Origin of the sequence: Brevibacillus porteri, assembly GCF_003013475.1 — a bacterium.
In the GTDB taxonomy this organism is placed as follows: Bacteria; Bacillota; Bacilli; order Brevibacillales; family Brevibacillaceae; genus Brevibacillus; species Brevibacillus porteri.
Genome location: NZ_PXZO01000043.1, coordinates 1 through 20,482, shown reverse-complemented (window position 1 = coordinate 20,482; position 20,482 = coordinate 1). Strand labels below are relative to the sequence as shown.

General features: G+C 47.6%; 25 protein-coding genes. 3 read left to right on the top strand and 22 right to left on the bottom strand.

What is annotated here, in order from left to right; genetic code table 11:
* Positions 1-52: 52 nt before the first annotated feature.
* From sigB to C7R92_RS21655, 13 genes are all read right to left on the bottom strand, one after another.
* A complete protein-coding gene (gene sigB / locus C7R92_RS21720; protein WP_007721066.1) occupies positions 53-841 on the bottom strand; it encodes an RNA polymerase sigma factor SigB in 789 nt (262 codons plus the stop codon).
* Complete coding sequence (gene rsbW, locus C7R92_RS21715) at positions 810-1,304, bottom strand: anti-sigma B factor RsbW (protein WP_069852128.1); 495 nt, start codon at positions 1,302-1,304, stop codon at positions 810-812. The genes sigB and rsbW overlap by 32 nt, the downstream gene beginning before the upstream one ends.
* Positions 1,304-1,630: an anti-sigma factor antagonist gene (locus tag C7R92_RS21710; protein WP_069852126.1), complete on the bottom strand. Its 327-nt coding sequence runs from the start codon at positions 1,628-1,630 to the stop codon at positions 1,304-1,306. Before C7R92_RS21710 ends, rsbW begins: the two co-directional genes overlap by 1 nt.
* Before the next feature lie 24 nt (positions 1,631-1,654).
* Complete coding sequence (locus C7R92_RS21705) at positions 1,655-2,656, bottom strand: PP2C family protein-serine/threonine phosphatase (RefSeq protein WP_106835613.1); 1,002 nt, start codon at positions 2,654-2,656, stop codon at positions 1,655-1,657.
* A 5-nt stretch (positions 2,657-2,661) separates the two neighbouring features.
* A complete protein-coding gene (locus C7R92_RS21700) occupies positions 2,662-3,090 on the bottom strand; it encodes an anti-sigma regulatory factor (RefSeq protein ID WP_106835612.1) in 429 nt (142 codons plus the stop codon).
* 208 nt (positions 3,091-3,298) lie between these two features.
* Positions 3,299-3,649 (bottom strand): type II toxin-antitoxin system PemK/MazF family toxin, encoded by a 351-nt coding sequence (locus tag C7R92_RS21695; protein ID WP_005830205.1) that lies wholly within the window; start codon positions 3,647-3,649, stop codon positions 3,299-3,301.
* Between the two features lie 3 nt (positions 3,650-3,652).
* Positions 3,653-3,952: a CopG family ribbon-helix-helix protein gene (locus tag C7R92_RS21690; protein WP_007721089.1), complete on the bottom strand. Its 300-nt coding sequence runs from the start codon at positions 3,950-3,952 to the stop codon at positions 3,653-3,655.
* Between the two features lie 230 nt (positions 3,953-4,182).
* Positions 4,183-5,385, bottom strand: coding sequence for an alanine racemase (alr, locus tag C7R92_RS21685; protein WP_106835611.1), 1,203 nt, complete (start codon positions 5,383-5,385; stop codon positions 4,183-4,185).
* 2 nt (positions 5,386-5,387) lie between these two features.
* Entirely contained in the window at positions 5,388-5,828 is a 441-nt protein-coding gene (locus C7R92_RS21680) for a hypothetical protein (protein WP_017247295.1), read from the bottom strand.
* A 184-nt stretch (positions 5,829-6,012) separates the two neighbouring features.
* The gene (locus C7R92_RS21675; RefSeq protein WP_106835610.1) at positions 6,013-7,125 is read right to left on the bottom strand and encodes a hypothetical protein; all 1,113 of its coding nucleotides are present in this window, start codon (positions 7,123-7,125) and stop codon (positions 6,013-6,015) included.
* Positions 7,126-7,768: 643 nt separating this feature from the next.
* Entirely contained in the window at positions 7,769-8,806 is a 1,038-nt protein-coding gene (locus tag C7R92_RS21665; RefSeq protein WP_106835608.1) for an outer membrane lipoprotein-sorting protein, read from the bottom strand.
* A 266-nt stretch (positions 8,807-9,072) separates the two neighbouring features.
* Positions 9,073-9,459, bottom strand: coding sequence for a holo-ACP synthase (acpS, locus tag C7R92_RS21660; protein ID WP_069852112.1), 387 nt, complete (start codon positions 9,457-9,459; stop codon positions 9,073-9,075).
* 155 nt (positions 9,460-9,614) lie between these two features.
* Positions 9,615-9,863, bottom strand: coding sequence for a gamma-type small acid-soluble spore protein (locus C7R92_RS21655; RefSeq protein ID WP_069852110.1), 249 nt, complete (start codon positions 9,861-9,863; stop codon positions 9,615-9,617).
* 170 nt (positions 9,864-10,033) lie between these two features.
* Here C7R92_RS21655 and C7R92_RS21650 point away from each other — a divergent pair, with 170 nt between their 5' ends.
* Positions 10,034-10,285: a glutaredoxin family protein gene (locus C7R92_RS21650; protein ID WP_069852108.1), complete on the top strand. Its 252-nt coding sequence runs from the start codon at positions 10,034-10,036 to the stop codon at positions 10,283-10,285.
* Positions 10,286-10,306: 21 nt separating this feature from the next.
* Here C7R92_RS21650 and C7R92_RS21645 read toward each other — a convergent pair whose 3' ends face one another.
* The 8 genes from C7R92_RS21645 to C7R92_RS21610 all read right to left on the bottom strand — a co-directional run bounded on the left by C7R92_RS21645 (position 10,307) and on the right by C7R92_RS21610 (position 16,824).
* On the bottom strand, positions 10,307-10,642 hold the full coding sequence (locus tag C7R92_RS21645) for an ArsR/SmtB family transcription factor (protein WP_048036218.1): 336 nt from the start codon (positions 10,640-10,642) through the stop codon (positions 10,307-10,309).
* A 96-nt stretch (positions 10,643-10,738) separates the two neighbouring features.
* Complete coding sequence (locus tag C7R92_RS21640) at positions 10,739-12,358, bottom strand: GMC family oxidoreductase (RefSeq protein ID WP_106835607.1); 1,620 nt, start codon at positions 12,356-12,358, stop codon at positions 10,739-10,741.
* Positions 12,345-12,947, bottom strand: coding sequence for a gluconate 2-dehydrogenase subunit 3 family protein (locus tag C7R92_RS21635; protein WP_106835606.1), 603 nt, complete (start codon positions 12,945-12,947; stop codon positions 12,345-12,347). Before C7R92_RS21635 ends, C7R92_RS21640 begins: the two co-directional genes overlap by 14 nt.
* 27 nt (positions 12,948-12,974) lie before the next feature.
* Positions 12,975-13,364 carry a hypothetical protein gene (locus tag C7R92_RS21630; RefSeq protein ID WP_106835605.1) on the bottom strand — a complete coding sequence of 130 codons (390 nt, stop codon included), beginning with the start codon at positions 13,362-13,364 and terminating at the stop codon, positions 12,975-12,977.
* A gap of 134 nt (positions 13,365-13,498) precedes the next feature.
* Positions 13,499-14,791: an arsenic transporter gene (locus C7R92_RS21625; protein WP_069852100.1), complete on the bottom strand. Its 1,293-nt coding sequence runs from the start codon at positions 14,789-14,791 to the stop codon at positions 13,499-13,501.
* A gap of 106 nt (positions 14,792-14,897) precedes the next feature.
* Positions 14,898-15,611 carry an SDR family oxidoreductase gene (locus tag C7R92_RS21620; protein ID WP_106835604.1) on the bottom strand — a complete coding sequence of 238 codons (714 nt, stop codon included), beginning with the start codon at positions 15,609-15,611 and terminating at the stop codon, positions 14,898-14,900.
* Positions 15,612-15,645: 34 nt separating this feature from the next.
* The gene (locus C7R92_RS21615; RefSeq protein ID WP_106835603.1) at positions 15,646-16,197 is read right to left on the bottom strand and encodes an NAD(P)H-dependent oxidoreductase; all 552 of its coding nucleotides are present in this window, start codon (positions 16,195-16,197) and stop codon (positions 15,646-15,648) included.
* 3 nt (positions 16,198-16,200) lie between these two features.
* A complete protein-coding gene (locus C7R92_RS21610) occupies positions 16,201-16,824 on the bottom strand; it encodes an ester cyclase (RefSeq protein WP_106835602.1) in 624 nt (207 codons plus the stop codon).
* Between the two features lie 172 nt (positions 16,825-16,996).
* Here C7R92_RS21610 and C7R92_RS21605 point away from each other — a divergent pair, with 172 nt between their 5' ends.
* Entirely contained in the window at positions 16,997-17,335 is a 339-nt protein-coding gene (locus C7R92_RS21605; protein WP_007721121.1) for a winged helix-turn-helix transcriptional regulator, read from the top strand.
* Between the two features lie 65 nt (positions 17,336-17,400).
* Here the strand turns inward: C7R92_RS21605 and pstB are convergent, their stop codons facing one another.
* Positions 17,401-18,153 (bottom strand): phosphate ABC transporter ATP-binding protein PstB, encoded by a 753-nt coding sequence (gene pstB / locus C7R92_RS21600; protein ID WP_017247280.1) that lies wholly within the window; start codon positions 18,151-18,153, stop codon positions 17,401-17,403.
* A gap of 234 nt (positions 18,154-18,387) precedes the next feature.
* On the opposite strand from pstB, the gene C7R92_RS21595 reads away from it, so the two are divergent.
* On the top strand, positions 18,388-20,436 hold the full coding sequence (locus tag C7R92_RS21595; RefSeq protein WP_106835601.1) for a methyl-accepting chemotaxis protein: 2,049 nt from the start codon (positions 18,388-18,390) through the stop codon (positions 20,434-20,436).
* Positions 20,437-20,482: the final 46 nt, after the last annotated feature.

The window sequence follows — 20,482 nt, the reverse complement described above, 5'->3', positions numbered from 1 at the left end:
TGCTAACAAGGACTGGAAAAAGGGAAGAAAAAAGAGGAGCCACTTGGCCCCTCTACGTCGCGGTTTCCAGCTGTTCCACTTTCAATGCTTCTCTCAGCTTGCCCAACGCCCTGCGCTGAAGGCGGGAAATATGCATCTGCGACATCCCCATGATGTCCCCAGCTTGCTTCTGACTCAAATTTTGATAAAAAGTTAATTGAATGATTTCTTTTTCACGGTGATCCAAAATTTGCAGGGCTCGCTCCAGCATCAGATTCTGCTCGACTGCTCCGTACCCTTCTTCCGTCGTCCCCACTAGGTCGAGTAAAGAAATCGTATTGCCGTCCAGATCCGCTTCGAGCTCGCTGTCCATAGAGAGAGAATGGTAGCTGCGGCCCATCTCTAAGGTTTCCAGGATCGCTTCCTCTGTAACGCCGAGGCTGTTGGCAATGTCCGCAATTTGGGGAGATCGCTGCAGCTTGATCGTGAGCTCGTCGACCACCCGTTTGATCTTCGGGCTCAGTTCCTTTACTCTGCGCGGAACATAGACACTCCATGTCTTGTCCCGAATATAGCGCTTTATCTCTCCTACAATGGTCGGGATCGCAAAGCTCTCAAATGTCCGCTCAAAACTAGGGTCGAACCGACGAAAGGAAGCAAGCAGGCCGATTAATCCGACTTGCACGAGGTCTTCATACATGACTTGTCCGCGAACAAACTTCTTCGCTAACGATTCCACAAGAGGAGTATAGGCCCTCACCAGTTGTTCCTGTATCGCTGGATCTTTTGTTTCACCATACAGGTGGATGAGCTCCTTTAACTCCTCTGGACTATATTTCTGCTTCCGAGATTGTCCAGTCATTGCCAGCCACCCCATCCTGCCGAACATACTTGGTCATGGAGACTACCACCCCTGATTCAGAGCGAGTCTCCACCTCATCCATAAGCGTGTGAATGAGATAGAGCCCGAGGCCGCCCTCATCCAAATCCTCTAGGCTTTTCCCTGCAAAAATCGGCGTCAGTTGCTCAGCAATGAGCTCATTTGAAAATCCTACCCCCTGATCGCTTACTTCGATCACCAACCGATCTTCATAAACGTGGCATTGGATATGAATAGAGCCTGGATTCTCTGTTTCCTTGTATGCATGTCTTACTACATTCGTGCATGCTTCTCCGACGGCAAGCTTGATATCCTCAATCTCTTCATAAGAAAAGCCCATACGGTTGGCTATACCGGATACAGTCAGACGCGCTACTCCCAAATACTCCGCCTTGCTTGGCAAAGTCAATTGAATCACGTCTGCCTGAGGTCGATTTGGACCCATTACTCGCTCTCTCCTTTGCGGATGGCAATATGATCGTATAAGCCAGTGATGCGAAATAGCCTTTCCACACGCGGAGACAATTTGTGCACCTCAAATGTACGATTTCGTTGGATGCACTCTTTCATAATCCCGATGAAAATTCCGATTCCGGTACTGTCCATGTATTCTACGGCTTCCAAATCAACCGTAATGTGATTGATATCCGGCTTGGTGACGAGTGACATCAGTGTTTCCTTTACTTTCGGCGCTGTAAAAGCATCAATATCTCCACCAAGGACCACTCGGTGCTCAGTTTCAAGGCTCGTTGTCTTAATTAGCAGGTCCATCTGCGTCTACCCCCCGTACGTTGCTTAGGTTCTTCGAAGTACAATCATGGTGTAATCATCCAGCAGGTCAAATTGGGAGAGCAGAAGCAGTCTATTGTACAGGCCGTTTGCCATCTTTTGGGCAGATTCGCCCACCTCTTTTTGCAAATGGTGTACAAGCTCTTCCCTTTGCAAATAGTATCGGTTATTTTTGCATTCTGTTACACCATCCGTCAGAAGAATCAGAACATCATTTATCTCTAAATGAATCTCCTGAACCTCGTATGCACTGTTTGGGTGTAACCCGAGTGCATTCCCTCGCCCTTCGAGATCGTAGAACTCCCCTTCGGCCGACCTGTACAAAAATCCTGGCTCGTGTCCTGCCATCGCATAACGGAAACAGTGTTCCTTCGAGTCGTAACTGCCAAACATCATCGTCACAAACATGCTCGGATCAATATTTCTTCCCACGATCCGGTTTAAATGGTGCAGCATTTCATCGGGACCCAGCTCCATTTGTCCAAGGCTGTCTATCGCATATTTCACCATCGACATACACATCGCAGCAGGCATTCCTTTTCCGGTAATGTCTGCTATGGCGAGGCCAAAACGCCCTTCACTTTGCTCAATGAAGTCGTAATAGTCGCCCGAGATTTGTTTCGCAGCAATACTCACTACGCCAATCTCCAGTTCTGGATAGACTGGAACCTCACTTGGCAAAAGGGATTGCTGCATCGCTTTCGCCACCGCTATTTCTGATTCCATCTGCTGATGCCTATTGCGCCAGCTGTTTACGGATCGATGCTCGTTCCCATATTCAATCATGATCTCTGTCAAAATGGAGAAGGAGGAGCGCACAAACTCTGGCACTTCCCCGAGCTGCTCAAGCGCTCGCGCATGCAAATCAGTTATTTCTTCTGGCGAAATATCTTGAGAAAGCATCCATTTGCCCAACTGCTGGGCTCCGTAAAGCTGGTCCTCCCCTTGAGCACTCAGGTAATCCCGAAGAATTTTTACATACTCTTCCTGGAAGCTCCGGGTTACCATTTATCTCATTCCTCCTTTGCTTGATCGCTCCACTTCACAACAACGACACGAGTCCCTTCTCCCAGGGTACTGTGGATCTCAAATTCATCCATCATGCGCCTGACACCTGGTAATCCAGCCCCGAGGGCACCCGAAGTCGAATAGCCATCATCTAACGCCTGGCGAATATCAGGAATCCCTGGCCCACTGTCATTCGCTGTTATTTGCAAGCCGATCACTCCTTCGCGCTCAAGCGGCGAAATGGTGATCGTCCCCGTACCCGCATACAAATAAATATTGCGAGCCAATTCAGAGATTGACGTGGCGATGCGGGACTGCGTGATCGTGCCAAAGCCAAACAACTTCGACATATTTCGCCCCACTTGCCGCGCCGTCACGATGTCTGATTCTTGTTCTATATTGATTGTCTCAGGAGAATTGTCTGCCACAACCAAAAAAACCCCTTCCGCCTCGCTTGGTAGGTAGAAATGAGTTTTTTCTCTACCTCGAAAAATAAATCATATTGTGTCACATTTTGTCTTATATTCTCTTTTCGAACAGTTCGCTGTTCACCTATAAAATCCCTGCAAATCTGACAGCAAAAAACCACTTGCTTCACTCAAGTGGCTTTTCCTATCCAATAGTCTGATCTTTTTTCACACGTTAAAAATCAATGAGTCCTAAACTGATTTGCAAGGATTCATTAACCCGATCCATCATCTCGTCATCGAGATGCGTTATTTTATCAGTTAGACGTTGTTTGTCAATGGTTCGTATTTGTTCCAACAGAATGACGGAGTCACGATCAAATCCATAAGTTTTTGCGTCAATTTCCACATGCGTAGGCAGCTTCGCCTTTTGAATCTGCGCTGTAATGGCTGCGACGATGACCGTCGGACTAAATCGATTTCCAATGTCGTTTTGAATGACTAAAACAGGCCGTACGCCTCCTTGCTCAGAGCCAACGACCGGGGACAGGTCCGCGAAAAACACATCGCCACGTTTGACAATCACCAGTCACACCCCGCTAACTAAGCGGACAAGAGTATGGTCAGCCTCTTCTTCAGCGCCAAAAGCCTCCGATGCCATATTCAGATTGATCTTCGCCATCTCCATGTACCCTTTTTGCATGGTCTCACGGATTGTGCGCTTTTTTCGCTCTTTCAAATACAAATGCATCGCTTGACGAATAAACTCGCTGCGATTGGATTTTTCCTTTTGAATAACGCCATCCACTTCCTGAAGCAAGTGTTGTGGCAAACTGATCATGATGCGTTTCGTGTTTGACTTCGACAAGACAAATCCACCTCCAACCATGACCGTAACTTCCATCCGCTATGCTGGTTCTAGAAAGAACAGCCAATATGAACAATACCATTATGTCGAATCCATTGCAAAAATATACCTACTGTGCGCTTTTTCGGTGAGAAAACGTGAGTGTAAACAATCCAAAGGTGCAGGTGAAGACTTCGTTTACCCAAAAAAGCCAGCTTTTTCGCTTAACTAGTATTCGTGTTCCAAGGGAAAATTCCTGCTGATTTTCCTTGTTAGTTATTTACATTTTCACGGGACGAGTGCTTCATCGTCAATGGGTGAAATACGTCCGTTACTTTCTGGTCGCGCAAATAGAGGCGCGGGATTCGGTAATTCAGCATACAAGGAACCTCGTAATTAATTGTTCCCAGCAAATCGGCAATTTCATCCAAGGAGATTTCCTCGTCCCCCTGCTTGCCATACAAGACGACCTCATCATTGACCGCTGCTTCTGTCGAATTCAGGCTGACCATGATTTGGTCCATGCAAACTCTGCCTGCAATCGGGTAGCGCGATCCATTGTACAACACCTCACCACGTTTGGACAAAAGGCGAGAATAGCCATCTGCGTATCCGATCGGCAGCGTTGCAATCCATTCGTCAGGCTTTGCTGCATACGTAGCACCATAGCTGACCGTGAATGGCTCATCTGCCTTCTTTACGTGGGCAATTCTGGTCTTGAGTGCCAGGGCAGGGGCAAGAATGACTTCCGCACGTTCTTTCATGTACAAAGAAGGATACAATCCGTATAAACCTATGCCTAAACGAATCGTATCATACCCCCAATCGGGAAATGCGATTGCCGCCGCCGTATTGCAGCAATGGACGGACGGCAATGTTTTATTTGCTTCACGCAGCGCTTGCAAAAAGGATTGAAACAAGTCGTGTTGTCGTCGCACATGGGTTGTATCTGGTTCATCCGCGCAGGCAAAATGCGTAAAAATACCTGTCCACTTCAGCTTAGAGCATTCTTCAAGGGCATCTACAACCGCAAGTAAATCTTCCTTTGTCCGAACGCCCAAACGTCCCATGCCCGTATCGGTCTTTACATGAATCCCGATAGGCTTGTGATCATTTTTCTGAAGAATGTCGTTCGCTTCCGTGATCCATTCGACGCTGTAAGCGGTTAACTCCACTTCCAGCTCGCTTGCAGTGACAATGGATTCGACAGGTGTGTATCCCAACACTAAAATCGGCGCTGTGATCCCTGCCCTCCGCAAAATAAGCGCTTCATCGAGCAATGCGACTGCAAGTGAATCTGCACCGCCCGCCAACGCTTCTTTGCCAACATGGACAGCGCCATGACCATACCCGTCTGCTTTCACAACAGCCATAATACCCGTTTTTTCTGGCAAATGGCGTTTGAATGTCTCGAGGTTCGCCCGGATGGCATCCAAATCAACCTCTACCCAAGTGTCACGACAAAACGATTTCATTCCTATCTCCTCTTGTTCCCTTTTTTATAGTAAAACAAGCGTTCATTTAAATGACTGAGAAATTGCCTGGAAACCATCAGTGATTCCTTTTTGCCGCCTACACGATAAAAATGACGGCCTTCATAAATTTGCTCGACTTCAGACAGCGGGTAGCTCTTTTCCTGTCCTGACATGGATATAATCAGGTGGGTCTTGGTCAGCTTGTACACCGGACGAAATACCGATTTGTACAGAAACGGAGACAATCCAACAACAGCAATGGCAATGGCGAAAACAAGCACCTTGAATCTCGTGTCATTGGTCGGGAAAAATTGAGCGAGAATCATCATCCCCAGCACAAACATGACAGTCTCGTTAATGCGCATTTTCCAGCTTTTTCGCAGGAGCATGTCTTTGTAGGTCGATGCTTCCTCGTACAAAACTTCGTTAGACGGTTTCTTCATGTAAAGCATGCCACCTCATTCAATAAGTTACTCTGAATGTATCGTGTTTTCCCGCTGTGTGTCAATTCGCGGATTGTCCTTTCACCTCATTCGCACGTTGGTTTTTATGTACAAATCGACCCTCATCGACCAATCCCGAGAAAATAGAAAAGCAGATGGGATTAGCTCCCACCTGCTGACTTTTCTACATGGTTTTCTCCTGGTCTTTTCCCTCTTTTTCATGTCTTGGGAAAACGACTTTTTCAAAGCTACCATCCACCATTTTTTGCACCATCGCTGTCAATTCCTCGCTGCGCTTGTCTGCTTGCTCCTGTGTGAGCTTGCCTGCCTTTACTGCTTCTTTTAGCTTGGCTTCGTGCTGACCTACCAAGAGCTCGATGACGTCATCCACTTCTACGCCCTGCTCCTTGGCGATGGTTGCCAACGATTTTCCTGCTTTTTGCTCTTCCTTCAGTTTGTCTGCATCCAGCTTGAGGAGGGACAGCAGTTCTTCATTATTTTTCTCGAAGCCCATTCCTTTACCCGGTCCACGTCCTTGATGCGTGTTTTGCACCATTTCTTTTACCCGCTCGCTCGCATTTTCATTCATCTTGTCAGCTTGCTCCTGCGTGAGCTTGCCTACCGCTACCGCCTCTTTCAGCTTGGTTTCCTGTTGTTTTACCAGCAAAGCCACCAGATCATCCACAGATACGCCTTGAGCTTCTGCGATAGCAGCCAGCGATTTGTCCGCTTTCAGTTGTTCTTGGAATTTAGCGGCATCCAGTTTCAAAAGGGACAGCAGTTCTTCGTTTTTCTCGAAGCCACCGATGAAGCCACCTTTGCCTGAGCCACCTTTGCCGAAGCCTTTATCCGGTTTCGTGTTTTCTACCTGTTCTTTTACGCGATCGCTCAGATTTTCAGACAGCTTATCTGCCTGCTCCTGCTTCAGCTTGCCTGCTGCTACTGCTTCCTTCAGTTTGGCCTCTTGCTGTTCAACCAGAAGTGCTACTACATCGGCAGTGTCGACTCCTTGGGCTTGTGCAATCGCTGCGATTGTTTTCCCTGCCGCAAGCTCTTCTTTCAGCTTGTCAGCATCCAGCTTCAACAGCGAGAGCAGCTCTGTATTTTCTTTGAAGTTTTCTTTGAAGCCCACTCCACCGTGGTGGCCCATCTTGCCTGTTTTGAATTTTACTTCTGCCGGTTTATTTAATGAGGTTGGTTTTGCTGAATCGGCTGCCATTGCTCCGCCTATGCTACCCAGACTCAGAACCACTGCCATCGTTCCCATCAGCATTCCCATTTTCGCTTTGCTAAACATATACACTCAACCCTTTCGTCTTTTCTCGTGAAGTGTGCTGCCTCTTTGGTACAAGACCAAGTGTACATGGGTATTTTTAGATTCCCGTTTGAGAAAAAAGGAAAACTTGAGGAAAAATCGTAAAAAACTATGAAAGGCATTTTAGTTTGAGTCAACATGGTGGAGGAAAAGAAAAAGCACAGTTCTCTTCGACTCTGACACGCCAGCGTGGGGGATTCACTGACCGTCTCCACTCCAAAAAGAGGACCGTCGAGCCAAAGCCACCCTACGGGCGGAAGTTTCTCAAGGAATAAGTGTTCGACAAGCGTGGTCCTCTTTTTGAAGTTCTGACTGGGTAGGCGTTGTCAAGGTCTGCGAGCCCTGTGCTTTTTCTTTTCGCCAGCTTTTTTGATTCATCGCTTCTTTAAAAACTTAGGAAGATCATTCTTTGAGTATCAACAGGGGGTATTTTTCTCAAATAGTGGGACAAAGTCACTTGGGAAGAAGTGCATTTCCAGTCCAAGCGCCTCTGGAGCGGACAGTCTAACCCCTTGCAGGGCGTAGGCCGAAGCGTAGAGGAAATGCACTTCTTCCCCTCCGCTACAGCCACTTTCTAAAGCAAAAACAAAAGAGGACGGCATTCACCGTCCCCTCTCCCACACTTTTATTTTGCGCTGAGACCATATGTCGACTGTGCGACATTCACCATTTCTTCCTCAGGAAGATCCCCCGCGATTGTATACTCGATGCCGTCGAGCTCCCACGTCAGCAGTCGCTGATTTTCACCTGTCTGCGCAAGCACACCCACCGTAAAGCCGAGGTTCACAGGCATACCTTGCTCATACGACACAGATGCTGCTGTCGGGCGTCCTTCGATTACCTTGTAATTGTAGGCCCCTTTGTAGGTCAAGATGACTTTCCTCTCCCCATCACGGGTAACTGGCTCAATATCTCCTTGCTTAACCCCTTCTGGCGTATACGTAGGGACGATGACACCGAATTGGCTGTTCGGCTGTTTCATGACCTGTCCATTTGTTTTCGCCATTGTTGGGATCGTTGTCAACGAGCTCGTTGTCATGTTGCGCTCTTTGTCAAAGGCGTCTTTGTCAAACATAGGGTTGAACGAAAAATCAGTGAAATCAATCCGTACGAGCGGATTCATGCTAGCATCCATAATTTCGGCGTGCGTCGGTTTGAAATCTTCTGTCAGCCAAATTTTTTGCTTGGTCAAAGAACGATTGCCGCTGTAGTTCGCTTTCACTTCGAATACATACTGTTTTTCTTCCATCTTCATTTGGCGCTCAGTGTCATCGATAATGCTCTTGGCCAGTGTTTCGTATAGATACAACGGTCCGTTGTTCTCAGGCCAGCCACTTTGGAAGCGGAAGCTCTTGTTCAGATGCGGGGTCAGTACAAAGACTCCTTCATTGTTTCGCAAGATGATTTGTGTAATGCCACGCTGCTTCGAGGTGAGAGCTACCCGATAGTTGGTTGGCTTTTCATACCAGACCTGAACATCGTACTCCATGGGGGTAGAGCCTGTCTGCATGGTCAAAATAGCCTGAGACTTGTACCCAGACATTTTTCCCAGCGTACCGTTCAGGTCGCTCACCACATCTTCTGGTGTTTTCTGACCGAAACAACCGCCAAGGAACAGGGTGAAAACCAACAATAACACCAGTGGTAAAGCTACCCGTTTCATTCAATGAACTCCTCCTTGTCAATATTTTCGACAAAGAAGGGCATCCCTGTCTATTTCCTGGGAAATCTGTCAGTCTCTCGCCCATGCAGCGCACATCGTGTCAATGGTTGCAAATGGATACGAAGTTGGCGATATATCGCTTGGATCGGCTACAGACTTAGCCTTCCTGTGTAAGAGCAGGTAGTCCCTCCTGATCTACGCGATATAAATGTATGTCCATCCTCGTCCCAATATGCAGACAAGTTTATCGAGGTTGTTCAAAACATCTATCGTTGTTCTACAATGACTTGCGCAATCGCATGCGTTTGGCTATGCGAAATGCTCACATGAATATGGACGCGAGCGGGGTCCAGATCGAGTTTGCTGTACACCTCGTGCTTTATGGTCATGATCGGCTTGCCCGAATCATTCGGGAGGATTTCCATATCCAAAAAGCTGAGTACGGCTCCAATGCCTGTGCCAAGAGCTTTTGCTCCCGCTTCCTTGGCAGCAAATCTGCCTGCAACCATTTCCGCCTGTCTCGTCTCTGTCTTTCCATGCAGGAGCTGTTGTTCATCTGTGGTCAAAAAGCGTTTGATTGCACTCTCTTGTCTTTTTATCAAAGTAGCGATGCGCTCTATTTCCACTATGTCTACGCCTGTTCCAATGATCATGAGCAATTGCCTCCTAGTGGGCGGATTTACGAATCACAGTATCATCCACTTCCACGCTTTTGCAAGTGCGAGGATAGAAACCACATTCCACGCATAGACTTTCCGTAAAAATAAGAAAACCCCCGCAAATTGCGAGGGCCTTTTTCCGCTGGCTCCTACTCAGTAGCTTGGCCAGAAGATTGTTGTGCAGCCGATTGTTGGTTTTGACGGCGAACCTCCGCAACATTTGTCTCACTTGCGAACTCAGTCGCAGCGCCTTGGGAAGCAGCGCGTTGTGCGGATTGTTGGTTCTGACTACGAACCTCTGCTGCATTTGTTTCACTTGCGAATTCAGTCGCAGTGTTTGCTGCTTGGCTAGCTTGGTTCGCTTTGCCCATACCCGCTTGTTTGTTTTGTTTAGGCATCGTTACTTTCACCTCCTCGACGTCACTGAATATAATTTGTACAGCCCCCTACGTGCGTATCCATCCTTATTTTTCCAAATTGTGTTGTTGTTGACTTGCTTTGTCGCGAACGATCATTCATATTGGAAAGAGCAAGGCTTCTACTCTGCTTTTGAAAGGAGCAATTCTGTATGGCTCACAAGGTTATTATCTATACCCAAGTCACTTGCGGTCCTTGTCAGGAAGAAAAAATGTGGCTGACTTCAAACAACATTGCTTTTGAAGACAGAGACATCCGACAAAACGAGGCTTACTTCCAGGAAGCCATTCAATTAGGCGCCAGCATGACACCTGTTACCTACATTGAAAAGGAAAACGGCGAGCAAATGGTCATTCATGGATTTGACAAGGAAGAACTAAAAAAAGCGTTGGATCTCAATTGATCCAACGCTTTTTACGACTGATCAGCCAAATGAAGGTTCACTTGCAACTGATTTTTGTTTGACGATTGGCGACATATCCGGCAAGTTAGACAAAATTTGCTTAACTTCAGGACCGCATTCTGTATTAACGGAGTAATATACCCACGGTCCCTTCCGACGCTCTTTGACCAAACCATGAGTTTTGAGCTTAGCCAAGTGTTGGGAAACAGAGGGCTGGGAAGTTTGCAAAATTTCCACGAGATCACGGACACATAAGGACTGTACTTGCAGGAGAGCCATGATCGTCAAGCGCGTCTTGTCACCAAGTAGCTTATAAGTCTCTGACAAAAACAGAACCTGCATCAAATCCATTTCCATAAGGATACCCACCTTTGCCTTACATATCTGTTTATCAGTATACTATATGGCTTATATGATGGGGAAGATGGAACGCAAAAGTTATGTGAACCCTACTTATACATCTTGCTTTTTCATCGCCTCAATGATCTTGTCTGCAGTGCGCGCAGCCAGCGCCATGACTGTATTTGTCGGGTTGCTGCCACTCGAGGTAACGAACGTAGAAGCACCCGTTATGAAAAGATTGGGTATGTCATGTGACTGCCCATATTCATTCACAACAGAGGTTTCCCTGTCATTGCCCATTCGGCATCCCCCCATGAGATGAGCGGTATCCGATACCACATGCTCTGGCTGCCCACCCATCGCCTCTATAATCCTGTTCATTTGCCCAATAGCATGCTTGTACAGTTGTTTGTCGTTCTCCTGATAACTAAACGTTACCGTAGGGATCGGCATTCCGTATTCATCTTTTTCCCCAGAGAGCGTCACTCTGTTATCGGGATGAGGCAACACTTCCCCGACCAAGGTGATCCGCGCATACATATTGTAATCCAGCATGGTTTCTCGAAGCTGTTTTCCCCATAAATACGAGCCGTCTTCCCTCTCGGCAGCAATAGCAGCCGCCATCCCGACTGGACGTGCCCCGTGTGCACTCAATGTATATCCGCGGGCAAATCCTCGTTCCCGTTCCGTCTCATAAAAATGCTGGGTCAAAGCAAGGACAGGTGTTCCTTTATACAATCTCACTTCCTCCGGGAGTCGTCCGTATACATCATGACTGGAGTGAGGCATAATAGCTTTTCCTACCCATCCACTCGAATTCGCCAACCCTTGCGGAAACTGAGCATTCGCCGAACTGAGTAGCAATCTGGGAGTCTCCACCACAAACCCGGCCAAAATGACCACACGAGCCATTTGCCTGTGCGTCAAACCATTATGATTGAACAACACGCCACTGACCCGGTCTCCAGCCATCAAAATTTCCGTCACCATGCAGTCGGACAGCACCTCTGCCCCCTCCGCTATCGCTTTGGGGATATGATGAATCAACCCGCTGTACTTGGCATTCGGCATGCACCCTTGATTGCAAAAGCCACGATTGATACAGGGAGGACGTCCATCAAAGGGGGCCGATAAAATCGCCAGAGGGGCGACCACACTCTCGATCCCCAGCTTCTCGCACCCTTCCCGGAACAGTTGGGCATTGGCACTGATTGGCTCCCGAACGGGGTACGGATACGGTCCTTGAAAGGAACCCCACGGAAAATGATTGGGACCTGAGACCGCAATCTCCCGTTCAATCTTGTCGTAATACGGAGCAAGGTCCTGATACGTAATCGGCCAGTCTTCCCCTACGCCGTCTACGGTCTTCGTCTTAAAATCACTCTCGTGGAAACGCAGGAACACCCCCGTAAAATGCACGGTGCCTCCCCCAATTCCCCGTCCTGAGTTGTTATGTCCCAAACGCAGTGGATCATTGCCTGCTACCAGCCTCGTTTCCTGCCAGGCCAATCTCCGCATCGACAGCTCATCACTGGCAAAATCATGTTGAGGGTCCCAAAACGGCCCTGCTTCCAGTACGACTACACGCAACCCGGCCTTTGCCAGCTCATAAGCCAGTACGCCTCCTGCCGCTCCAGCACCTACGATGCATACATCTGCGTCATCGGCGTATTTTCTTTGATCAACAGGAGTGGGGCGATGAGTAATCGTACGATGGTCATGACTCGTCATTTGCTTTTGCCTCCCATGGGTCCGTCAATCCTTTTTCCACCCGTACATAGCCGCGCGGATAAGCAGGTCCGCCGTAGCCGATATCCGACCAAACCAACGGATGTGAATAGTACGCACTGACTGTGTCATGCAGCAATCGCTTGAAAAAATCTGCGGGAGCCATGTTTGTCCACGCCTCCTGGTTTTGGATACCCCCATTCGCGACGTGCTGAAGAACGGCTTCCTGCTGGTCTAGCTTCAACGCAACAAAATCAGTTCCATAAGCGGCATGACTCTCCGCATCAATCCCTTTCAAGCCCGAGCGATAGAGCTCTTTTTGGGGTGGAACTCCGACCTTTCGTTGCGACTCGCCAATATTACTAGCCGTCGTATTATCCAGATGCTCGACCACAAAGGTCAGCACCTCCAAACGGTGATCATGGACCAATACGCCTACAACTGTCTGTAAGAGCAAGGATTCAGGCTTCGTAAAAAATTGATTGGCAATCGCGGGCATTCGTCTGGCCCCTACTACTTTCCTTGTGTGAGCATCCCACTCTGTATGCTGGTCCCAAACATCATAGGATGGGTAACGTCCAGGCTTCTCCATGTCCTCTCACCCCTTCGAAAACGATTTTTACCAAAACAGCGCAAGAAGCCCTAATGCTGACATTGCGGTGATCAGTAATGGAAGAATCACAGGAGGACCGACGAGAAAATTTTGACCTTGCGAATAACCTCCCACACGCTGCCCAACCCCGACCGTATGCAAATAGGCCCCGTACAAACCACCAGCCATACCGACCACCATCATCAAAGCAAACACCCAACGCAGCCAACCCGCATTCACAAACGATAAAACAATAGCAGTAACCGCAAATACAGGGAGCTCAAGCACGGGAATCCACATTGCCCAATGTCGGAAGTTTTGTCTGGAGTGAAAAAGCGTGACCTGAACCGCAATCAGGGCAAACGCCAATCCAGCAAAAAGTATCAGTACGCGTTCGATCGGCCAGCCATGCCACATGGAAACATCCTCCTTTTTACGTACGTTGTGCCTATTTTTTCCGTCCGTGCCAGGTCCTATTCTGCCTATTTCACTCAAGCAGCGTGATGAATAGAAAAAACCTGCTGACTATTAACCAGCAGGCTTTTCATTCCCTATGAAAAATAAACTAACGTCAAATACAATCCAAGCAAGGTTACCGTCAATGTCGGTACGGTCAAAATAACCCCCGTCCGAAAGTACTGTCCCCACGTAATTGTCACGTCTTTACGTCCCAAAACATGCAACCAGAGTAAGGTCGCCAGTGATCCAATCGGAGTCATTTTCGGCCCCAAATCGCTCCCGATCACATTCGCGTAGATCATGGCTTCCCGCAACAATCCGTCTGCCTGTGTCCCGGCAATCGCGAGTGCGTTGAACATCACTGTCGGAAGGTTGTTCATGACAGAGGAAAGAACAGCAGCGAGAAAGCCTGTTCCCAAGGTCGTTGCCAATAACCCATGCGCCATAAACCAATCCAAGGTGTCCTTGACCAAGTCAGTCAATCTCGCGTTGTGCAGCCCCCACACCACGACATACATGCCGATCGAGAAAACAACGACTACCCACGGCGCTTCTTTCATAATCCGCCGCATAGCGATCGCTTCACTTTTTCTTGCAGCCAGGCAAAAAATGATAGCTGCCCCCGCAATAATGATAGAAACGGGCGTATGGATGGACTCGCTCATAAAAAAACCAATCAACAAGACCGCAAGAATCGGCCACGCCAAGCGAAACATTCTGTGGTCGCGAATCGCTTCCTCCGGATTTTTCAGATGGGAAAGATCAATCTGCGCCGGGATGCTTTTGCGAAAATATAGGTACAAAACCAGCAGACTTCCACCAATCGAAAACAAAGTCGGAATGATCATTTTGGCCGCATACGCAGCAAAGCCAATATCAAAATAGTCAGCTGAAACAATATTCACCAGATTGCTAATCACAAAGGGCAAAGAACTCGTATCAGCAATGAATCCGCTCGCCATGACAAATGCCAAAACCGTTTTCCCATCCAGCTTTAGTGCCCGCACCTGTGCCAATACAATCGGTGTCAGGATCAAGGCTGCCCCATCATTCGTAAACAAGGCAGATACGAGTGAACCAAGCAGGATGACATAAACGAACATAAGCCGCCCATTCCCTTTTGCAAATCGAGCCATATGGAGCGCAGCCCATTCAAAAAAACCGATTTCGTCCAATACAAGTGAAATGATGATAATTCCGATTAAGGCGAGCGTTGCATTCCAGACAATCGAGGTGACCTCTGCGACATCCGCTATTGTGACTACCCCGATCGCCAAAGCCAACAGTGCTCCTCCGACAGCCGGATACCCAATCGACAGCCCCCGCGGTTGCCAGATGACCAATGTCAACGTGATCAGAAAAAGAAAAAATGAAATCCAAACCATTGCATGTATCTCCTTTCCAAAAACCAAAAAGAACGGACCTCGAAAAGTCCGCTCTCCTACCATACTACAAATTAAAATGATCCGAAACGTCCGGTAATGGAATCCTTTAAAGTAAAATGTGGCCACCTTCTACATGAAGAACAGTGCCGGTTACAAAACTATTTTGGAGCAGGTATAGTACGCTTTGTGCGACGTCTTGTGCTTGTCCAACTCGTTTCACAGGGAGCTTGTCTGCCAATGTTGCATAGAAATTATCGCGCACATCTTCAGGCATTTTACTGCGTGATGGCGTATCAATAATGCCAGGTGAAACGATATTCACTCGGATTGGTGCTAGTTCCAAGGCGAGGGTTTGCCCCAGATTCGAAACGGCCGCATTGACTGCGCCGAGCGCAGACGAACCAATCATCGCTTTGTAGGCGACGACTCCGGAGAATAAGGTGATGGAACCGTTTGTTGAAATCTTCGGCGCTCCGTACTTCGCCGCGTAGTATTGGCCCCAAAATTTGTTGTCAAACAGCTTCCGTGCTTGGGCTGTATCCGTTTGAAGGAATGAACCGCCAGATGTTTCAGCCGCACTGACGACCAGATGATCAAATGCGCCTACTTTTTCAAAAAAGGCCTGAACTTGCTGCTCATCGGTGGTATCCAGCGTATACGCCGAGGCTTTGGAGCCCAGACTCTCTTTTGCCTTTTGCAATTTATCTTCGGAACGGCTGGCAATGATCACTTCTGCTCCTAGCGCTACTGCCTGTTTGGCTGTCTCCAAACCAATTCCGGAGCTTCCGCCGATGATGACTATCTTTTGATTGTGCAACATGATAGAATCTCTCCCCTTACTTTGAGATATTCATTTAAAAACTCAATACTTGTTTGAGATGCGCCTCGAGTTCGGATACAAATCGCTCGATCTGCGGGTTTTTGATGACGTCATAGCAAGCAAAGCTCTTTACAGGTTGCATGCCCAAAAATTCCTGTACGCGGTGCAAATGGCTGATTGCATCTTCCAAGCTTTCCCCTTTAAAAAATTGGGTTGGATCGTTAAATGCTTTTTCTGGAGCATTCCAAGTCGTTGAGAACATATATTTTTTGCCGGTTAATAAACCGCCTCTTCCGTACTGATTAGCCCCCTTGAAAAACAAGCCGTAGGCATATACTTCATCCATATATGTTTTCATTAACCCAGGGACACTGAACCAGTAGATGGGTGTTTGATAAATGACCATATCTGCCCAGAGAAATTTCTCGTGCTCTTCTTCGATTTGGTATCCGTTTTGAATAATGGTAGTTCGTACATGGTTCTCTTTTTCGAGCAGACTCACCATATGATCCGTAAACGTTTGGTTCAGTTTCCCCTCTGATGAGCCATATTTTTGGTGACCATTGATGATTAGGATTTTTTTCATTTTTTACATCTCCTTTACGACGCCAATTTGTTGCATAAAAGTCAAATTGTCTTCCAGGTGCCAGTCCTCAACGAGCTTCCCATCCTTGATGCGCAAAACATCGATCGCCATAAATTGAATGGGCTTCCCGGTCAAAGGTTTTCCCATAAACTCGCCTTTGCTCGTACCCGTAAAGGAAAGACGAGCTGTCACCTTGTCCCCCACTACCAGTAAATCCTCAATCTTGCATTGCAAGTCGGGAACTGCTTTACGGAAGTTGCGGGAAGCGAATAACAAGCCATCGGGGCCTTGAGGTCTTCCTTTCGGCAATGTGTTATCAATGAAGCTTGGGGAAACGGTTTGTGCAACGAGCTCCTCATTCCCAGTGTTCCAGAATCCGTAGAAACGTTGAGCAGCCTGTACCATTTCGGTAGCTTTCGTTGAATCCAATGAGGAATCAATCGTCATCGAAACGGGTTGAGGAAGATCCTTCAATAGTTGGACGTCTGTCTTGGCGGACAACACAGGCGTTTGTTTATCATAAGCAGACGTTTTCGAATCAGTAGCGCATGCTGTTGTGAACAGCATCGTCCCTAAGATGACAGCAATACCAGCTATCGAACTCATTTTTTTGGTGCGTGGAATCATGTTGTTCGGATCAACTCCTTATTTAGAGTGGAAGTATCGGTTCACATTTATATTGTAAATACACTAACTTCATTTGTGGAAGTAGTGATATTTAATTCATATAGTTTCCGAAAAGATAGTATTGCGCTATACTAGGCCAAAGAATCCTAAAAAATATTTGGAGGATATTCCGATGAATGTTCTTGAGCCAATCGAACTGAACAAAGGAACCCCGGGCCAGCCTTGCCCCATTGCCAAGACGCTTGACGTAATCGGGACCAAATGGACCTTTTTAATCATTCGGGACCTGCTTATCGAAGGAACGCTGCGTTTCAGCGACCTGCTGAAATCCATGGATGGGATTAGTCCCAAAACACTGTCGCTCAGACTGAAGGAATTGGAGGAGCACGGCATATTGGAGAGGAAGGTGTTTCCAGAGGTTCCTCCGCGCGTGGAATATACGTTAACGGAGAAAGGGAAACGATTGGAAGGTATTTTCATTGAATTAAAGAGATTTGGGTTACATTTATAAACGCTTTTAAAATCAAAAAGAGCGGACCTCGAAAAGTCCGCTCTCCTACCTTCATGCTTATTGAATTATCCGAAACGTCCGGTAATGTAATCTTCTGTTCTTTTGTCACGAGGATTTTGGAAGATCGTCGGGGTACTGTCAAACTCGACTAGCTCTCCATTCAAGAAAAACGCAGTCTTATCCGAAATACGAGCTGCCTGCTGCATGTTGTGCGTCACGATTACAATCGTATAACGGCTCTTCAGCTCTTCCAACAGCTCTTCGATTTTCGCAGTAGAAATCGGGTCAAGGGCAGAGGTTGGCTCATCCATCAAAATGATCTGTGGCTGAACAGCGAGTGCCCGTGCGATACAGAGGCGTTGCTGCTGCCCACCCGAAAGCCCTGTTGCTGGCTTTTTCAGTACATCCTTCACTTCATCCCAAAGGGCTGCTGCCTTGAGGCTTGTCTCTACCAACTCGTCCAGCTTGTTACGATCGTTCATGCCATGGAGTCTCGGCCCGTACGTGATGTTGTCATAGATGCTCTTCGGAAAAGGATTCGGATGCTGAAACACCATGCCGATATTTTTGCGAAGTCGCTCAACCTCTACGCGAGAGCTATAAATATCCTCATCGAACACTTTTACCGTTCCCGTAATTTTGGTGTTCGGTACTGAATCGTTCATTCGATTCAACGTCCGTAAAAATGTAGACTTACCGCAGCCGGACGGACCAATTAATGCTGTAATGGAATCAGGCTCTACATCCAGATTTATATGATAGAGGGCTTGCTTATTACCGTAGAAGAGATTCAACTCTCTCACCGAAATAACGCTCATACGGTCTTCGCTCCTTCGTGATTGTTACGTCCTTTTACTTCCCCACTATAGCGCACCAATGTTAGGGTTCCGTGTGATGTTTATTAAGTTTCGATAAAGTTTTTGTTTTGGGACTTTTTACATAGGTCATTTTACATTAAGTTATGGTAAATCTTGCTGGTAAAGCATATACGCCCCCCTAAGTACCCCCTACAATGAAGCTGAACGTTTTGAAGAATAAGGGGAGAACAATGAATGCCAGACATAAGAAAACTATGGGGTCACTCGTCATTTCATTATCGTTCAATTTTCACCAGGCTGTTCGCAGGCATTATGGGGATGGTAGTCTGCATGATGGCAATCGCCGCTTTCTTCATCAGCTATCAATCCGAAGCCACGCTTAATGAAAAAACAAAGCAGCAATTACACGAGGCATCAGGTGCAGCTCTACAGAAAGTACATAGCAGGGTCTATGACATCGTAACCGCCTTGCAATCATTTGCTTCCACTTATAAAAACAGCACGGTTACCAACAGTCAGATCTTTGGCATTTTTACAGATATGTCTGCCAGCAATCCTACGATTTCTGAGTTACAGATCGTCACCACAGACGGACGGTATTTAACCTTTCCAGGATCACCCCTCGACAGTTCCTACGATCCGCGAAAAATGGACTGGTATGAGGGCGCATTGAATCAACCACACCAGGGGATTTTTGTCTCAGATGTCTTCCAGTTTTCCGAGACGGAGTTTCCCAAGATCGCCGTCTCACTCCCTTTGCGCAATGAAGACGAGGAGCCCGTAGGCGTCGTCGTGGCATTTGTCTCTGTCCCGAAGCTGAGCGAATCCATCGGGCAGATTAAACTAGGGGAAACTGGATATGCCATGATTGTTGATCAACAAGGCAAGCTGGTCGCTCATCCCGATCAGTCCTACGCGTTGCAGCGCCCTCTTCTCTCAGAGCTTGCGATCGTGCAAAACGTCATCGCTGGTCAATCTGGCTACGAACCGAGCAGGATTAATGGAGTGGACTCTTTTGCCTCCTATCAATTTGACCCCTCCCTAAAATGGGGAGTGATCGTCGCACAGTCGGTATCCGAGGTAAAGCAAGAGGTCCGTCGCCTTCAGCTAACCATTTTGGCCGTCTCACTCGTCGGACTCGCTGCACTTGCACTCATGCTGTATGTGTACGTACGTCGAATCATCAAGCCGATTAAGGAAGCACAACAAAAAATGTCCGCCTTTAGCGAGGGTGATCTCCTGCAAACCATGCACGTACAAAGCAATGATGAAATTCGCCAGTTGGCCGACAGCTTCAATCGAATGAGTGAACAAATCCGGACGATCATCGGTAAAATCCAGTATGTCATCTCAGACGTCAAACAAGTAGCCGATCATGTGGGAAAAGGCTCTCGCCATTCTCACGCCATGCAGTCAGAAGTCGTATCCGTAACAGAGCGACTTGCCCAAGAAATGGACAACCAGCAGGAGCAGATCGATGATATCCACGCCACGATGGCCGGCATCACGCAAGAAATGTCTCGAATCACAGACTCCATGGAAAAAGCAATCGTACAGAGCCAGGAATCACGTCAGCAAAATGCGAAAGCAGCAACCTCCATTGATTTGCTAAAAGAAAATATGCACAGTATCTCAGAGGATATGAAAGCTTCTATGCATGCCATGTCCTCCATGAGAGAAAGCATGAGCGACATCAACGAAATGCTCGGTCTGATTTCCGCCATCTCCAAGCGAACCAAACTTTTGTCCTTCAATGCTCGAATCGAAGCTTCCAGGGCTGGACAAGCCGGAATCGGCTTCAGCGTCGTAGCAGACGAGATTCGCTTGCTGTCCGACCAGACCGAAGAAGCATCGGCCCGCATTCAAAAGGTAATTGAATCAGGGGAAGAACGAATGGAGCATGTAGCCGCCTGCTTGCAAACGACCGATCACGCTACTGTAAATGGCATTCAAACCTTACACCAGGCTGCTTCTATCTTTCACAATACGATCCAGCTCAGTGAAGCGTTGACTGCGCAATTTGAATCGATCAGAACGCTCACAGGAAAAATCTCGACACAGAGCCAAGCCATTTCACAGCGGGTAGACAATCTGTCTGCGTCTGCACAGCAAGTCGTATCAGGCACACAGCAAGCCGTAGCCGCCAATCAAGAAAGTTTATCTTTATCGGAGCAATTTCTCGATGACTCCCTGCGTTTGGCAGATATCGTTGAGGATCTGGAGCAAGCGATCAAATTTTTCAGAGCGGAAGACAGTCCCTCTCTCCAACGACATTCATCATGATAAGAAAAAGCCCTCCTGCAAGCACATGGTCAAGACCCCATTTAGT

Coding starts and splice junctions, on each gene's coding strand:
- sigB (WP_007721066.1), bottom strand. CDS start 841: ATGACTGGACAATCTCGGAAGCAGAAATATAGTCCAGAGGAGTTAAAG.
- rsbW (WP_069852128.1), bottom strand. CDS start 1,304: ATGGGTCCAAATCGACCTCAGGCAGACGTGATTCAATTGACTTTGCCA.
- C7R92_RS21710 (WP_069852126.1), bottom strand. CDS start 1,630: ATGGACCTGCTAATTAAGACAACGAGCCTTGAAACTGAGCACCGAGTG.
- C7R92_RS21705 (WP_106835613.1), bottom strand. CDS start 2,656: ATGGTAACCCGGAGCTTCCAGGAAGAGTATGTAAAAATTCTTCGGGAT.
- C7R92_RS21690 (WP_007721089.1), bottom strand. CDS start 3,952: ATGGTTGGAGGTGGATTTGTCTTGTCGAAGTCAAACACGAAACGCATC.
- alr (WP_106835611.1), bottom strand. CDS start 5,385: ATGAAATCGTTTTGTCGTGACACTTGGGTAGAGGTTGATTTGGATGCC.
- C7R92_RS21680 (WP_017247295.1), bottom strand. CDS start 5,828: ATGAAGAAACCGTCTAACGAAGTTTTGTACGAGGAAGCATCGACCTAC.
- C7R92_RS21675 (WP_106835610.1), bottom strand. CDS start 7,125: ATGTTTAGCAAAGCGAAAATGGGAATGCTGATGGGAACGATGGCAGTG.
- C7R92_RS21665 (WP_106835608.1), bottom strand. CDS start 8,806: ATGAAACGGGTAGCTTTACCACTGGTGTTATTGTTGGTTTTCACCCTG.
- acpS (WP_069852112.1), bottom strand. CDS start 9,459: ATGATCATTGGAACAGGCGTAGACATAGTGGAAATAGAGCGCATCGCT.
- C7R92_RS21655 (WP_069852110.1), bottom strand. CDS start 9,863: ATGCCTAAACAAAACAAACAAGCGGGTATGGGCAAAGCGAACCAAGCT.
- C7R92_RS21650 (WP_069852108.1), top strand. CDS start 10,034: ATGGCTCACAAGGTTATTATCTATACCCAAGTCACTTGCGGTCCTTGT.
- C7R92_RS21645 (WP_048036218.1), bottom strand. CDS start 10,642: ATGGAAATGGATTTGATGCAGGTTCTGTTTTTGTCAGAGACTTATAAG.
- C7R92_RS21640 (WP_106835607.1), bottom strand. CDS start 12,358: ATGACGAGTCATGACCATCGTACGATTACTCATCGCCCCACTCCTGTT.
- C7R92_RS21635 (WP_106835606.1), bottom strand. CDS start 12,947: ATGGAGAAGCCTGGACGTTACCCATCCTATGATGTTTGGGACCAGCAT.
- C7R92_RS21630 (WP_106835605.1), bottom strand. CDS start 13,364: ATGTGGCATGGCTGGCCGATCGAACGCGTACTGATACTTTTTGCTGGA.
- C7R92_RS21625 (WP_069852100.1), bottom strand. CDS start 14,791: ATGGTTTGGATTTCATTTTTTCTTTTTCTGATCACGTTGACATTGGTC.
- C7R92_RS21620 (WP_106835604.1), bottom strand. CDS start 15,611: ATGTTGCACAATCAAAAGATAGTCATCATCGGCGGAAGCTCCGGAATT.
- C7R92_RS21615 (WP_106835603.1), bottom strand. CDS start 16,197: ATGAAAAAAATCCTAATCATCAATGGTCACCAAAAATATGGCTCATCA.
- C7R92_RS21610 (WP_106835602.1), bottom strand. CDS start 16,824: ATGATTCCACGCACCAAAAAAATGAGTTCGATAGCTGGTATTGCTGTC.
- C7R92_RS21605 (WP_007721121.1), top strand. CDS start 16,997: ATGAATGTTCTTGAGCCAATCGAACTGAACAAAGGAACCCCGGGCCAG.
- pstB (WP_017247280.1), bottom strand. CDS start 18,153: ATGAGCGTTATTTCGGTGAGAGAGTTGAATCTCTTCTACGGTAATAAG.
- C7R92_RS21595 (WP_106835601.1), top strand. CDS start 18,388: ATGCCAGACATAAGAAAACTATGGGGTCACTCGTCATTTCATTATCGT.